At 58.4% G+C, this 15,019-nt stretch carries 12 protein-coding genes and 2 tRNA genes; 9 read left to right on the top strand and 5 right to left on the bottom strand.

The window, feature by feature from the left end; genetic code table 11:
- The gene (fabB, locus tag OKC27_RS15025; protein ID WP_075112161.1) at positions 1-1,212 is read left to right on the top strand and encodes a beta-ketoacyl-ACP synthase I; all 1,212 of its coding nucleotides are present in this window, start codon (positions 1-3) and stop codon (positions 1,210-1,212) included.
- A 396-nt stretch (positions 1,213-1,608) separates the two neighbouring features.
- Here fabB and OKC27_RS15020 read toward each other — a convergent pair whose 3' ends face one another.
- Together OKC27_RS15020 and OKC27_RS15015 are read right to left on the bottom strand one after the other, a co-directional pair.
- On the bottom strand, positions 1,609-3,294 hold the full coding sequence (locus tag OKC27_RS15020) for an aspartate:alanine antiporter (protein WP_042059020.1): 1,686 nt from the start codon (positions 3,292-3,294) through the stop codon (positions 1,609-1,611).
- Positions 3,295-4,067: 773 nt separating this feature from the next.
- Positions 4,068-4,143 (bottom strand) — tRNA-Asn (locus OKC27_RS15015).
- Between the two features lie 134 nt (positions 4,144-4,277).
- Here OKC27_RS15015 and uvrB point away from each other — a divergent pair.
- The 3 genes from uvrB to OKC27_RS15000 all read left to right on the top strand — a co-directional run bounded on the left by uvrB (position 4,278) and on the right by OKC27_RS15000 (position 7,367).
- Positions 4,278-6,290, top strand: coding sequence for an excinuclease ABC subunit UvrB (gene uvrB / locus OKC27_RS15010; protein ID WP_182939603.1), 2,013 nt, complete (start codon positions 4,278-4,280; stop codon positions 6,288-6,290).
- Positions 6,287-6,550: a YkvA family protein gene (locus tag OKC27_RS15005; protein WP_182939604.1), complete on the top strand. Its 264-nt coding sequence runs from the start codon at positions 6,287-6,289 to the stop codon at positions 6,548-6,550. The genes uvrB and OKC27_RS15005 overlap by 4 nt, the downstream gene beginning before the upstream one ends.
- Before the next feature lie 169 nt (positions 6,551-6,719).
- Positions 6,720-7,367, top strand: a complete 648-nt coding sequence (locus tag OKC27_RS15000) for a DedA family protein (RefSeq protein WP_042657456.1) — start codon at positions 6,720-6,722, stop codon at positions 7,365-7,367.
- Between the two features lie 87 nt (positions 7,368-7,454).
- On the opposite strand, the gene dsbB is transcribed toward OKC27_RS15000, so the two are convergent.
- Together dsbB and nhaB are read right to left on the bottom strand one after the other, a co-directional pair.
- Positions 7,455-7,976 (bottom strand): disulfide bond formation protein DsbB, encoded by a 522-nt coding sequence (gene dsbB, locus OKC27_RS14995; RefSeq protein ID WP_058051550.1) that lies wholly within the window; start codon positions 7,974-7,976, stop codon positions 7,455-7,457.
- Between the two features lie 97 nt (positions 7,977-8,073).
- Positions 8,074-9,654, bottom strand: a complete 1,581-nt coding sequence (gene nhaB, locus OKC27_RS14990) for a Na(+)/H(+) antiporter NhaB (RefSeq protein ID WP_182939605.1) — start codon at positions 9,652-9,654, stop codon at positions 8,074-8,076.
- Positions 9,655-9,987: 333 nt separating this feature from the next.
- On the opposite strand from nhaB, the gene fadR reads away from it, so the two are divergent.
- From fadR to OKC27_RS14965, 5 genes are all read left to right on the top strand, one after another.
- Positions 9,988-10,701, top strand: coding sequence for a fatty acid metabolism transcriptional regulator FadR (gene fadR, locus OKC27_RS14985; protein WP_042059071.1), 714 nt, complete (start codon positions 9,988-9,990; stop codon positions 10,699-10,701).
- Between the two features lie 265 nt (positions 10,702-10,966).
- A complete protein-coding gene (locus tag OKC27_RS14980) occupies positions 10,967-11,107 on the top strand; it encodes a TIGR02808 family protein (RefSeq protein ID WP_005345965.1) in 141 nt (46 codons plus the stop codon).
- A 188-nt stretch (positions 11,108-11,295) separates the two neighbouring features.
- A complete protein-coding gene (locus tag OKC27_RS14975; protein WP_058051548.1) occupies positions 11,296-11,853 on the top strand; it encodes a YaeQ family protein in 558 nt (185 codons plus the stop codon).
- Between the two features lie 12 nt (positions 11,854-11,865).
- The gene (locus OKC27_RS14970; protein ID WP_058051547.1) at positions 11,866-12,750 is read left to right on the top strand and encodes an AEC family transporter; all 885 of its coding nucleotides are present in this window, start codon (positions 11,866-11,868) and stop codon (positions 12,748-12,750) included.
- 186 nt (positions 12,751-12,936) lie between these two features.
- Positions 12,937-14,772 carry a sigma 54-interacting transcriptional regulator gene (locus OKC27_RS14965; RefSeq protein ID WP_182939606.1) on the top strand — a complete coding sequence of 612 codons (1,836 nt, stop codon included), beginning with the start codon at positions 12,937-12,939 and terminating at the stop codon, positions 14,770-14,772.
- 166 nt (positions 14,773-14,938) lie between these two features.
- Here the strand turns inward: OKC27_RS14965 and OKC27_RS14960 are convergent.
- A tRNA-Val gene (locus OKC27_RS14960) sits at positions 14,939-15,015 on the bottom strand.
- Between the last annotated feature and the right edge of the window lie 4 nt (positions 15,016-15,019).

Here is a 15,019-nt window from a genome sequence, read left to right as displayed (position 1 = left end):
ATGAGAAGAGCAGTGATCACCGGTATCGGCGTCATCTCCAGTATCGGCAACAACAAGGAAGAAGTGCTGGCCTCCCTGAAAGCAGGTAAATCCGGCATCACCTATTCCGAGCAGTTCGAACAGCACAACCTGCGTAGCCGTGTCTGGGGTAACATCAAACTCGATCCGTCTGAACTGATCGACCGTAAAGTCATGCGTTTCATGGGTGATGCGGCGGCGTATGCCTATCTCTCCATGCAGCAGGCCATTGAAGATGCCGGGCTGCCGGAAGATCAGGTCTCCAACGAGCGTACCGGCCTGGTGGTCGGTTCAGGCGGTGCCTCCGGCAAAAACACCTCCGAGTCTTGCGACATCGCTCGCGAGAAAGGGGTCAAGCGAGTGGGCCCTTACATGGTGCCGCGCACCATGTCCTCCACCACTTCTGCCTGTCTGGCCACCCCGTTCAAAATCAAGGGTGTCAACTACTCCATCAGTTCTGCCTGCGCCACCTCTGCTCACTGCATCGGTCACGCCATGGAGCTGATCCAGCTTGGCAAACAGGATGTGGTGTTCGCTGGCGGCGGTGAAGAGCTGGACTGGTCCTCTACCATCCAGTTTGACGCCATGGGCGCCCTCTCCACCAAGTACAACGACACGCCGGAAAAAGCGTCCCGTACCTATGATGCGGACCGCGACGGTTTCGTTATCTCCGGTGGTGGCGGCATTCTGGTGATCGAAGAGCTGGAGCATGCGCTGGCTCGTGGTGCTCATATCTATGCCGAGCTGACCGGTTACGGTGCCACCTCCGATGGTTACGACATGGTTGCGCCGAGCGGTGAAGGCGCCGTGCGTTGCATGAAGATGGCGATGCAGGGTGTGGGCAAGGTTGATTACATCAACACCCACGGTACCTCCACTCCGGTCGGTGACACCAAGGAGCTGGAAGCAATCCAGACTCTGTTTGGCACCAACGGACCCAAGATCTCAGCGACCAAGGCGATGACTGGCCATGCGCTGGGCGCTGCCGGTGTGCATGAGGCTGTCTACTCCCTGCTGATGATGGAACACGGCTTTATCGCCCCCAGCATCAACATCGAGAATCTGGACGAGAAGGCCGTGGGTCTGCCCATCGTACGCGAGTACGAAGCGGCCGAGCTCAACACCGTCATGTCCAACAGCTTCGGCTTTGGCGGTACCAACGCCTCTCTGGTGTTCAGCAAGTTCAAAGCCTGATCATCCGGTTGATATGAAAAAAGCGCCTCAGGGCGCTTTTTTTGTCTTCGGGCTCTGTCATCAATGCTGCAGAGCAGAGCAGAGCAGAGCAGAGCAGAGCAGAGCAGAGCAGAGCAGAGCAGAGCAGAGCAGAGCAGAGCAGAGCAGAGCAGAGCAGAGCAGAGCAGAGCAGAGCAGAGCAGAGCAGAGCAGAGCAGAGCAGAGCAGAGCAGAGCAGAGCAGAGCATCAGTTATCGTGGGATAGGGGGAGTGCGTTTGTGGCAGAGGTCAGCGCAGATGGCTGCTGTCAGGTGACGTCACACCAATGAGTGTGTTCGGCATCCCGCTAGCAAGGCTGAGAGCAAGAAGGGAGCCTCAGGCTCCCTTCTTTGTTAGCGGTAATTTGATGGCCGCTGACTAGAACCAGAAGCCGATGATAAAGGAGCCCGCCAGGGTCAGCATCACGTTGGCCACCGCATAGGTACCGGCGTAACCGAGCGCCGGAATGGAGCTGTTGGCGGCCTCGTTGACTACATCCATCGCCGGAGCGCAGGTACGGGCACCGGTGATGGCACCGAGCAGCAGGGCGGGGTTCATCTTGAGCACCCAGACCCCGAACAGATAGCCCACCAGCACCGGCAAGGTGGTCACCAGCATGCCGGAGAAGAGCACCACCATACCGACTTCGCTGAGGTGGTCGAGGATGCCGCCACCGGCTTTCAGACCCGTGCTCACCATAAAGACCGCCAGACCAAGATCTTTGGCCAATCTGAGCGCGCCGGGTGGCACATAGCCGACCGTCGGGTGGTTGGCCCGCAGGTAACCCATCAGGATCCCCGCCAGCAGCAGGCCGACGGCGTTGCCGAGGCCAAATTCGATCTGGCCGAACACCAGCGAGACGGAGCCGATCAGCAGACCGAGTACGAAGAAGGTGGTGAAGGCCACCAGATCCGTGGTCTGGCTGTGGATGCTGATAAAGCCGATCTTGTTGGCCAGCAGTTTGACCCGCTGCTTCTCGCCACTGATCTGCAACACGTCGCCTTTTTGCAACATGATGTTGCGATCGAACGGCATCTCGATCTGGGAGCGCACCACCCGGTTGAGGAAGCACCCTTTCTCGGTGAGGTTGAGCTCTACCAGATGGCGGCCCACCACGGAGTCGTTCTTTACCACGATCTCTTCCGTGACGATCTGCAGGTCGAGCAGGTTGCGGTCAAACACCTCTTTACCGTTGCGGTAGTTGACGTCCAGCTTCTCGTGGCTCTCGGGATAGCCCACCAGAGCGATCTCGTCCCCTTCCTGAATGACGGCGTCACCATCCGGGCTTGCCAGAATGCCGTTGCGGCGGATCCGCTCCACATAGCAGCCGGTATGGGGATAGATGCCGGTTTCGCGCAGGGTACGGCCACCGATCCAGGCCGCCAGCTCGGGGCCGACCCGGTAGGCGCGGATGATGGGCAGATAGGTCTTGCGACTCTCGCTGTCGGAGAGACCCCGCTCGCGGGCGATTTTTTGCGCCTCGGTATTGAGGTCGAGGCGAGCCAGCGAGGGGAGGTAGCGCACCACCAGCATCAGCCCCACCAGGCCCACCAGATAGGTCAGGGCGTAGCCGATACCCATGTTGTCGAGCACCGCCTGCATATCGGTTTGATGGGGCAGGTTGAGCAGACCGCTGCGCAGGGCATCCTGGGCACCCACCAGCGCCGGTGTCGAGGTGAGGGATCCTGCCAGGATCCCCGCCGCCATGCCCGGCCCCAGATTGAAGAACTTGGCGAGCCCCACCGTCAGCAGCAGGGCTGTCAGCAAGATCACCAGGGTCAGGGTGATGTAGTGGATGCCGTCGCGCAGGAAGACGCTGAAGAAGTGCGGGCCCGCTTCGATCCCCACACAGAAGATGAACAGCATAAAGCCGACATTTTCAGTGGTGGCTGCAAATTCGAAGCCCATCTGGCCGAACAGCAGGGCGGTGAACAACACGCCGATGGTGTTGCCAATCTGGAAGTTGCCAAGACGAACTTTGCCCAGCAGCAGGCCGAAGGCCAATACCACGAACAGCAGCAGGGAGTCGCTTTGATGTAGCAGTGTCACGAAATCTATGGTCATGCCCGGAAAAACCGAGGAAAAATGTGGGGTCGATATTGTGCCGGATCTATCCCCAATAAAGAAGCGCAACGGGACGATTAATCGGACGTTATCGGACGCTATTTGCGGAGCAGGTGGCGGGATAGGGAGACAAGCGGATGAAATCAGGAGGTTTTTGCTGCCACAGCGGATGTCAATTAGTGAAAAATGCTGCCCGCTACCGACGCGGCCCGGTCGTGGGCAATATTATAGATTCTGCTGTCCAGCCGATCGTCGGAGCGCAGTTTCGGCATATTCAACCACAGGTGAGCCGCCGTGCTAACCATGCAAATATCGCTTGATTTTATCCGCTTGCTCACGGGGAAAGGGCTGGCAAAAAGATGTCTCAGGAAAGTGCCAATAGAGCCTGTTGCCGGCCTGTTACAGCGGCCGCGGCAAAACAGCATAAAATCAGGTTTGCCAGCAAAATGGCTCCTCGCCGGGCGCCATCACGGGCAATCCCGCGTCCTGACAGGGCTTGCTGCACTTACCCACAGAATCTGTGGATAACCCTGTTTATGAATCCTGTTCATCGCCCGCAAAGCCGCGCCACTACTGGGGTGCAAGTGCTGTTCAAAAAATACCGTAAGAAAAATGTTTGTATAAAAATCAAATAGTTAGAAACGACAGGAGAAAACTCTGTCGGGCCGGAACGGGTAACAAAAGGGAGCGTCAGCAGCAAGAGGGATCTTGTGCATTAAAATTGGCAGGAGAGGGCACTAAAGTGGATAACTTGCACCGAGATGGTGAGGAATTGGCTCCCCCGACTGGACTTGAACCAGTGACATACGGATTAACAGTCCGCCGTTCTACCGACTGAACTACGGGGGAACATCGAGCAAGGAGGAGCACTATACAGAAGGTGCCAAAGGTGGTCAAGCCATTCGCGTGGGTGATGGCGCGGGTGTACCACTGCTAAACCCTCGGTTACACTGCTCCTCTGCTGTTTTGTGTCGGGAGTGTTCATGAGCAAATTGTTCAAGTTAGCCAGCCAGTTTCAACCCGCCGGGGATCAGCCCACGGCGATTGCCCAACTGCTGGATGGCATCGAGTCGGGGCTGGCCCACCAGACCCTGCTCGGGGTGACCGGTTCGGGCAAGACCTTCACCATGGCCAATGTCATCGCCACCCTGAACCGCCCGACCATGATCCTGGCGCCCAACAAGACCCTGGCCGCCCAGCTCTATGGCGAGATGAAGGAGTTCTTCCCCGACAATGCGGTGGAGTATTTCGTCTCCTACTACGACTACTACCAGCCCGAAGCCTATGTGCCGACCACCGACACCTATATAGAGAAGGATGCCTCCATCAACGATCACATCGAGCAGATGCGATTGTCGGCCACCAAGGCGCTGCTGGAGCGGCGTGATGTGGTGATCGTCGCCTCGGTGTCGGCCATCTATGGTCTGGGGGATCCCCAAGCCTATCTCAGCATGATGCTGCACCTGAAACTGGGGGATGTGATCAACCAGCGGGATATCCTGCGCCGCCTCGCCGAGCTGCAGTACACCCGCAACGACATGGCCTTCCAGCGCGGCACCTTTCGGGTGCGCGGCGAAGTGATCGACATCTACCCTGCGGAATCGGACAAGCTGGCGCTGCGGGTGGAGCTGTTTGATGAGGAGGTGGAGCGGCTCTCCCAGTTCGATCCCTTGACTGGCGCCATCGAGCAGACGGTAGTGCGCTACACCATCTACCCCAAGACCCACTACGCCACCCCGCGCGAGACTATTCTGGGGGCCATCGAGCATATCAAGGAGGAGCTGCGCAGCCGCCGCGAGCAGCTGTTGTCCCTCAACAAGCTCGTGGAAGAGCAGCGCATCAGCCAGCGCACCCAGTTCGACATGGAGATGATGCAGGAGCTGGGCTACTGCTCCGGCATCGAGAACTACAGCCGCTACCTCTCCGGCCGGGCACCGGGGGAGCCACCGCCCACCCTGTTTGACTACCTGCCGGGGGATGGTCTGCTCATCATCGATGAATCCCACGTCACGGTGCCGCAGATCGGCGCCATGTTCAAAGGGGACCGCTCCCGCAAGGAGACCCTGGTGGAGTACGGCTTCCGGCTCCCCTCGGCGCTGGACAACCGGCCGCTCAAGTTTGACGAATTTGAAGCGCTGATGCCGCAGACGGTGTTTGTCTCGGCGACCCCCGGCCCTTACGAGCTGGAGAAGTCGGGCGGCGATGTGGTGCAGCAGGTGGTGCGCCCCACCGGTCTGCTCGATCCGGAGATCGAGGTGCGTCCGGTGACCACCCAGGTGGACGATCTGCTCTCCGAGATCCGCAAGCGGGTCGCGGTGGAGGAGCGGGTGCTGGTGACCACCCTGACCAAACGGATGGCGGAAGACTTGACCGAGTATCTGGCGGAGCACGACGTCAAGGTGCGCTACCTGCACTCCGATATCGATACGGTCGAGCGGGTGGAGATCATCCGCGACCTGCGCCTTGGCAAGTTAGATGTGCTGGTGGGCATCAACCTGTTGCGGGAAGGTCTCGACATGCCGGAGGTGTCGCTGGTGGCGATTCTTGATGCGGATAAAGAGGGCTTCCTGCGCTCGACCCGCTCGCTGATCCAGACCATCGGCCGCGCGGCGCGCAACCTCAACGGCAAGGTCATTCTCTACGGCGATACCATCACCAACTCGATGAAGGTGGCGATCGAGGAGACCGAGCGGCGCCGCGCCCTGCAACATGCCCACAACCTCAAGCACGGCATCACCCCCAAGGGGCTCAACAAGTCGGTGGGGGACGTGATGGACATGGGGGGCAGCCGCAGTGCAGGCAAAGCAGGCAAGGGGAGTCGCAAGGCCGCCGAGCCGCAAGGGGAGTACCACGCCCGCTCAGCCAGCGAGATTGCCAAAGAGATCAAACGGATGGAGGAACAGATGTTCCAGCATGCCCGGGATCTGGAGTTCGAACAGGCGGCGGCACTGCGGGATCAGATCCAGCGGCTGCGCAGCGAGTTGATCGAGTCATGAGCCGCAAACGCTGGCTTATCTGGCAGCGATTGCGTCGTCTCTATCAGGGTTTTCGCCACCCTGCCACCCCCTGGTGGGCGAAGGGACTGGTGATCCTTATCCTGCTCTATGGCATCAGTCCGGTGGATCTTGTTCCCGACGTGGTGCCCTTGCTGGGTTGGTTCGATGATGTGACCCTGCTGCTGGTGTTGTTGTGGGGCTGGGAGCGTTGCCTGCCCCCCGCCGTGCGCAGCGATCTGGAGTCGGCGCCTCATACATAGGGAGGTCCGCTTCTTCGGGTTGCTCCTGATGCATCGCGTGGCAAGCTGCGGTAAAACGGTTTTATTTGACCTCTGCCGCAGCGGGATAAAAAAGAGGCAGTTCCGAAGATTGTGACCCGGATCGCATTGGCGTAGACTCCACGCCGTTCACTTTATGGATATGGAAAAAATGGATCTGATCCTCTTTGCTATCGACTTTATCCTGCACGTTGATGTGCATTTGAAAGAGCTGTTCGAGAACTATGGCGTCTGGGTTTACGCCATCCTGTTTCTGATCATCTTCTGTGAAACCGGGCTGGTAGTGACGCCGTTCCTGCCGGGTGACTCCCTGCTGTTTGCCGCCGGTGCCCTCACCGTGGGCAGCGTGCTGGACGTCCACACCCTGGCCGGGGTACTGATCATCGCGGCCGTGCTGGGCAATGTAGTCAACTACACCATCGGCCACTTCTTCGGTGAGCAACTGTTCCGCAATCCCGATTCCAAAATCTTCCGTCGCGACTATCTGGACAAGACTCACGCCTTCTATGCCAAGCATGGCGGCAAGACCATCATCATCACCCGCTTCTTGCCCATCGTGCGGACCTTTGCGCCGTTCGTGGCAGGGATGGGGGCCATGACCTATCCCCGTTTCCTGGCGTTCAATCTGGTCGGCGGTCTGCTGTGGGTACTCTCCTTCGTCTATGCTGGCCACTTCTTCGGCAATCTGCCAGTGGTGCGTCAGAACTTTACCCTGCTGATCTTCGGCATCATCGGCATCTCGCTGTTGCCCATGGTGATTGGCGCGGTCAAGGCCAAGATGGGTGCTGCCAAGGCGTAATCAACGGTCAGACAAAACACGGTCAGACAGAACGAGAAGGGGGAGCCACAATGGCTCCCCCTTTTTAGTTCCACGCAGAGATGCAGATCAGTTGCAGCAGCGTCCTTTCACCAGATTGCCGATGGCCACCACGGTGAAGACCAGCAGATAGGCGGCGAAGATGACGACCAGCCACTGGGGCATGGAGTAACCGAAGAACTGCCAGGTGATCTGGGCACAATCCCCTTCCGGCATAAAGAGCCAGGGGAGCCACTGATCGAGCGGGGCCCAACTCGGGAAGTCGGCAAACGGGCTGCAGACGTTGAACGGGGAGGGGTTAACCTGATAGTCCACATGCTGGAGGGCCAGCTGGAAGCCGCGGAAGGCACTGTAGCCCCACAGCAACATGGCGCTCCAGCGAACATACCACTTATCCGGCGCCACCATGCCGAGCAGACCGGCGGCCAGCACACCCAGGGTCGCCAACCGTTCGTAAACGCACATTACGCACGGGGAGAGGCCCAGCACATGCTGGAAGAAGAGGGCGCACAACTCGAGGAACAGGGCTGATGCTGCCAGCAGACCCCAGGCCAGCCGATGGGCGGCGATACGGCGGAGAAACTCGATCATCTCATTGATCTCTCAGAAAAAACAGTGGCTGAATTAGAGCAGAGCGGGGCAGAAAAGAAAAGGGCCCTGAAGGGCCCCCGGGATCCGTAGTCACGGATTAATGAAGCGCTGGCTGCACTGCCGGCAGCGCACTCTCCATCACCAGCCATCCGTGCTGATAGAACCACTCGGTGGTCGGGGCGAGCAGCAACTCCACGGCGAAGAAGCCGACCAGTCCCAGCACTATGGTATAGGGCAGCGCCATCCAGACCATGCGGCCATAAGAGAGGCGCAGCAGCGGCGCCAATGCCGAGGTGAGCATGAACAGGAAGGCGGCCTGACCATTGGGGGTGGCGACCGATGGCAGGTTGGTACCGGTGTTGATGGCCACCGCCAGCAGATCGAACTGGGCGCGGTCGATGGCGCCATTGATCAGCGCAGTCTTCACCTCGTTGATATAGACGGTGCCAACGAAGACGTTGTCACTGACCATGGAGAGCACCCCGTTGGCCAGATAGAAGAGGGCCAGCTGATTCTCCGGTTTGGCTGCCAGTACCAGCTGGATCACCGGTTTGAACAGCTGCTGATCGATGATGACGGCGACCACGCTGAAGAAGACGGCCAGCAGGGCGGTGAAGGGGAGCGCCTCCTGGAAGGCCTTGCCCAGTGAGTGCTCCTCGGTGATCCCGGTCAGGGAGGTGGCCAGCACGATGACCGAGAGGCCGATCAGGCCAACGGCTGCCAGGTGCATGGCCAGACCGACGATCAGCCAGACCGCAATCAATGCCTGAACGATCAGCTTGGCCTTGTCTTGCTGGCTGCGTTTTGCCTCTTCGTAGCGGTTGTACTCCTCCATGATGGATCGCACCGTGTCCGGCAGGCGGGCACCATAGCCAAACCAGCGGAACTGTTCCACCAACACGCAGGTCAGCAGACCGCAGATAAAGACCGGGATGGTCACGGGGGACATGCGAATGGCAAATTCGCCGAAGTTCCAGCCAGCCTGCTCGCCGATGATGAGGTTTTGCGGCTCGCCCACCAAGGTGCAGACACCGCCCAACGCGGTACCGATGGCGGCATGCATCATCAGGCTGCGCAGGAAGGCGCGAAAATCGTCGAGATCCTGGCGATTGCGCTCGGCGACTTCCTCGTCATGGCTATGGTCGTGGGGATGGCCGAACTCCTTGCCGGAGGAGACCTTGTGATAAATGGCATAAAAGCCGGTGGCGACGCTGATCACCACCGCAATCACGGTCAGGGCGTCGAGAAAGGCCGACAGGAAGGCGGACACCAGACAGAAGGAGAGGGAGAGCAGGATCTTGGATCGCACCCCGATCAGCAGCTTGGTGAAGACATAGAGCAGCAGCTGCTTCATGAAATAGATGCCTGCCACCATGAATACCAGCAGCAGCAGCACTTCGATATTGGCGACCAGCTCGTGCTTGACCTGATCGGCGGAGGTCATGCCGATCAACACGGCTTCGATAGCGAGCAGACCGCCCGGTTGCAGGGGGTAGCACTTGAGGGCCATGGCCAGGGTGAAGATAAACTCAACGACCAGTAACCAGCCCGCAATGAAAGGATCGAGGTGGAAGGCGATCGGGTTGATCACCAGAAATAGCAAAATGGCGCTTTTGTACCACTGTGGTGCATTGCCCAAGAAGTTCTTGGCGAATGCCTGCCCTAGGCTTATTGGCATGATAATGGGTCTCAACTTTGTTGTTAGGATCTGCTTCTATGCAGTCAAGGATGATTCGACCTGTGCCTCCGGATGTTGGCCTTTATCTGTCTGATTCCTCGTGATTTTAATCAAAAAGCGTGACGATTATAAATGATAGCCGATGGATCTCTGCCCATGTGCCTGTTTTATAACCACCTTGTCGGGGTTGGCTGGCTCCCCTGTGGTGATTAAATACATATTACTAACACTATATTTGCCATATGTGAGCAGAGGACTGACCTTATGCTTGCCAGCCATCAGGGCTTTGATATCATTCGTCAGCCTTTTTACGCATTACAACAGAGTCAATTCATGGTTATAAAAGCGCAGAGCCCAGCAGGGTTTGCCGAGGAATACATCATCGAGTCCATCTGGAACAATCGCTTTCCTCCCGGATCTATTCTGCCCGCCGAGCGTGAATTATCCGAGTTGATCGGGGTGACGCGGACCACCTTGCGCGAAGTGCTGCAGCGACTGGCCCGTGATGGCTGGTTGACCATCCAGCATGGCAAGCCGACCAAGGTGAACAATTTCTGGGAAACCTCCGGCCTCAATATTCTGGAGACACTGGCCCGTCTGGATCAGGACAAGGTGCCGGATCTGGTGGCCCAGCTGCTCTCCGCCCGTACCCACATCTGCACCATCTTTATTCGCGGGGCGATCCGTCACAATCCGGAGCAGGCTGCCGAGATCCTGCGTGGCGCCGATGGAGTCGAGAACAACGCACAGGCTTATGCCGAGTTCGATTATCGCCTGCACCACCAGCTGGCGTTTGCTTCCGGCAATCCGATCTACGCCCTGATCCTGAACGGTTTCAAAGGGTTGTATAGCCGGGTCGGCAGCTACTACTTCTCCGACAAGCAGGCTCGCGAGACGGCTGATGCCTATTACAAGACCCTGCTCAATCTGGCCGAGACCAAGAACCACGAAGCCGTGTTCATGACGGTGCGTCAGTACGGTATCGAGTCCGGCAAGCTGTGGACCCGTCTGCGTCAGGACATGCCAAGCGATCTGTGCGACAACTGATCCCTTGCCTGTGCTGTCCAAGAAACGCGCCATCCGGCGCGTTTTTTTATCCTTCCGGTTTTGTGTCTATGCTTGATTGGCGGTGGTAATTGCTTGAACTGCATGGATATTTGGCCAAAAAGTTTGATCCAGCGCAAATGAACCCTGCATTTATCACTTTGGTGGCATAGGACCCAACCGCTGATTGAGGTCAAATGGAGGCATCAAGAGCGGAGCCAATATCCGCCAGAAGGAACACACCTTTCACCGGATGAAGGACACAACAATGAGTCTTCTTGAACACACCATCTGGACAGTACTGGGATACGGGGCCATGCCCTTTATCTTTCTGAGCGGATTCGTGGCGGTGGCAGTGACCTGTTGCATGCTGCTGAACGCGTTCGGAGTACAGTCCGCCGAGAAGTGAGTCGCTTCTCATGCCGCCAAATGCCAGTCTTCGGACTGGCATTTGTTTTTTGTGTCTTTTAAAGCACTTATCCCGGCAGGGAAGGGGAAATGTTTGGTCAGGATGGTCGAACCCGCCGCCGATTTTGATTACACTGGCGCCCGTATTTTTCAATCATCTTTCTCTTATCCAGGTGTTCAAGGTTTTCTATGGCTCTCAAGGCAACCGTATTCAAGGCCCAGATCAGTTTGTCTGATATGGATCGCAATCTGTATCAGGACTTCTCCCTCACGCTGGCCCGCCACCCCTCCGAAACCGATGAGCGGATGATGATCCGGCTGGCGGCTTTTGCCTGGCACGCCGCCGAGCGACTGGAGTTCACCAAGGGATTGAGCGCCGATGACGAGCCCGAACTCTGGTGCAAAAACTACTCGGACGAAATAGAGCTCTGGATCGAGCTGGGCCAGCCCGATGAAAAACGGCTGAAAAAAGCCTGCAACCGCGCCCGTCAGGTAGTGCTCTATCTCTACGGTGGCCGTGGCACCAGCGTCTGGTGGAAGCAGAACCAGGGCAAGCTGAGCCAGCACGACAACCTCAGCATCATCGAGCTCTCCGACAGCCAGACCCTGCCGCTTACCGCCATGGTCGAGCGCACCATGCACCTTACCTGCACCATTTCCGATGGTCAGCTCTGGGTCAGCAACGGCGCACTGGAAGTGACGCTGGATCCGGTGGTGCTGATGGGCAAACCGGCCCGCGAACTGTAACGGACGCCGCCCATGCTCAGCGCCCTGCTCAATATCGTCATTCCGGTGTTCGGGGTCGTCGGGCTCGGCGCACTCTATGGGCGATTGCGACCGGGGGCTGCCCTCGGTTACGTCAATCGGGCCAATATCGAGCTGTTTACCCCGGCGCTGGTCTTCTCCGCGCTGGTCAAGTATCCGCTGGCGCTGGCGGAGCATCTGCCGCTGATTGCGGCGGGGGCATTGGTTATTCTGCTACCCGGTCTGCTGCTCGCCCTGCTCAAACTCAAAGGGATTGAGCGGGCGGCGCTGATCTTGCCCGCCATGTTCCGCAATACCGGTAATCTCGGTATCCCCTTGATGGTGCTGGCGTTTGGCGAGCAGCAACTGGGGGCCATCGTGATCCTCTTTGTGCTCTCCAACCTGCTGCACTTCTCGGTCGGCATGTTTATCCTCTCGGCCAATACCTCCCGCTGGCTGTGGCTGCGCAGCCCTGTGTTGTGGGCCGCGCTGGCCGGTTTGCTGGTGGCCAACCTGCATATCACGCTGCCGGAATATGTGGTCACTACGGCCTCGCTGCTCGGTCAGATCTCGGTACCTCTGATGCTCTTTGCATTGGGCATTCGCCTGATGGAAGGGGAGCTCGATCACCTGGGGCTCGCGCTCAAGTGCAACCTGCTCTATCTGCTGGCGGGGGGATTATCGCTGCTGCTGGCGATCTGGTTGTTGCCCCTCAAGACGGAGTGGATCCCGCTGTTGATGTTGTCAGTTTCGCTGCCGCCAGCGGTGTTGAATTACATGCTTTGCGAGCAGTATCACTGTCAGCCGGACAAGGTGGCCAGCATCGTGCTCGGCGGCAATGCCCTCTCTGTGCTGGTGATCCCGCTGGCGGTCTGGCTCGCGCTCCATCTGCCGGGCTAAGCCGGAAGCCATCTTCTATATTTCTGTTTTTATTGGTTTTTATCCGCACATCAGAAGGTTCTGAGAATACCGCCCATTTTCCCTTTTCGTGATCCCCCCCGAAGTAGTTGCTCCTGATATCCCTTAGTATCTGGCCAGCATGACTCCCTTTAGGGGGAGGATAACAAGAACAAAAAGGAATGATGGATGAGATCCGTGAGCAACCAATGTCTGTTGATGCAGATCCAGCCTACCATCTTGCGCTTTGCCAAGATGCTGGCGAGTGTGCTGCAGCTTGAGGTCGAGATTGTGGATGCCGATATGGTTCGGGTGGCTGGCACCGGGCCCTATGGCAAGTTCTTCGGACGTCAGCTGGAGGGGGATTCCCGCCTGCTGCGCTATGTGATTGATAACCAGCGGGAGAAGATCGTTACCCACACCAGCGATGATCCGGTGTGTGACGGTTGTACCTGCAAGGAGAGCTGCCGTGAGCGCGCCTTCCTTGGGGTGCCCATCATGGTGGATGAGCGCTGTATCGGGGTGATCAGTCTGGTGGCCTTCAGCGACGAGCAGCAGGCGCGCCTCAACAACAATCTGCAGGATGTGTGTGATTATGTGCGCCACATCTCCACCATCTTTGTGGCCAAATTGCTCGATTCGCGCGGGCTGTCGGACGGGGTCAACAAGGTGTTCCTCAATCTGATGACCAACATGGATCAGGGCTGCCTGCTGCTCGATGACAAGAGTCAACTGCTCTACGCCAACGAAGCGGCGCTCCATCATCTGGGTTGCCAGCAGGAACAACTGCAGGGGCGCGAAGTGGGGATCCGTCCGCTCACCTTCTCCCGGCAGGGGCTGAGTGGCCATATCCAGCACATCATCACCTTCGAAGGACGTCAGGAGCTGATCATCGGCCAGTTGCACCATGTGCAGGGCCAACAGCTGTTTCTGATGGCGTTTCATCAGTCCCACTCCGGTCAGGTTCAGGAGCCGGATCCGGATGTGCGGATCGATCAGCTCATCGGCGAGAGCAAGCCGATGCGCACTCTCAAGCGGCTGCTGCACCGCATCGCCCAGAGTCCCTCCAGCGTGCTGATCTGCGGCGAGAGCGGCACCGGTAAAGAGGTGGTGGCCCGCGCCGTCCATCGCCTGAGTCCCCGTCAGGACAAGCCTTTTATTGCCATCAACTGTGCCGCCATTCCCGAACAACTGCTGGAGAGCGAGCTGTTTGGCTATGTGAAGGGATCCTTTACCGGCGCCTCCAGCGGCGGCAAGCAGGGCCTGATTCAGGCGGCCCATCAGGGCACCCTGTTCCTTGACGAGATTGGCGACATGCCGCTCACCATGCAGGCCAAGCTGCTGCGGGTGCTGGAGCTGCGGGAGGTGACCCCTATCGGGGCCAGCCGACCGGTGCCGGTGGATATTCGCATCATCGCCGCCACTCACCAGCATCTCGATCAATACATCGCCGAGGGGAAGTTTCGTGAGGATCTCTACTACCGCATCAACGTCATCCCCCTCAACCTGCCGCCACTGCGGGAGCGGGAAGGGGATGTGGAGCTGCTGACCCACTACTTCCTCAACCTGCACACCAGCCGTATTGGCATCGTCTATCCCGGTCTGGCACCCGAGGTGATGGCGCTGCTCAAGGGGTATCGCTGGCCGGGCAACGTCCGTGAGCTCAGCAACCTCATCGAATATCTGGTCAACGTCAGCCAGGCGGGCGAAGTGATCGACGCCAGCCTGCTGCCCCCCAACATCATCCGCAATCAGGAGCCCCATCGCGTGACGGCCCAGTCGATCCCGGTGACCAACCTGGATGCGGCATTCAATGTCCCTGCCGCCGCACCGCTCGCTGCCATGCAGGAGAAGCTGCCTGACTCTGTCCCGGGTGAGAGCGGCCTTGAGAGCATGGAAAAACAGATGATTGAAGAGACCCTGCTGCGGCTTGGCAACAAGAAATTGGCCGCACAGGCGCTGGGGATTGGGATTGCCACCCTCTATCGCAAGATAAAGAAGTACGAGATTGCCGTGCAGAGCTGAAGATCTGGCGGCGTCTATCCGGCCCGTGTCGTTTATCGGATGACACGGGCTTTTTATTGGAACAAGGCTCTGCGCCATTGCCCGGTCGGTGCTGAACGGATTGGCGGGAAGGGGCGTGGCTGGACAGAATGCAAAAAGCCCGCTCGATGAGCGGGCTTTTTTAATCTGGTGCGTCCTAGTGGATTCGAACCACCGACCCCCACCATGTCAAGGTGATGCTCTAACCAGCTGAGCTAAGGACGCAGAA

Source organism: Aeromonas sp. QDB62, assembly GCF_027705695.1.
Lineage (GTDB): Bacteria > Pseudomonadota > Gammaproteobacteria > Enterobacterales > Aeromonadaceae > Aeromonas > Aeromonas allosaccharophila.
Note: the sequence above shows the minus strand (reverse complement) of the source record. Positions and strands in the feature narration are given on the sequence as shown.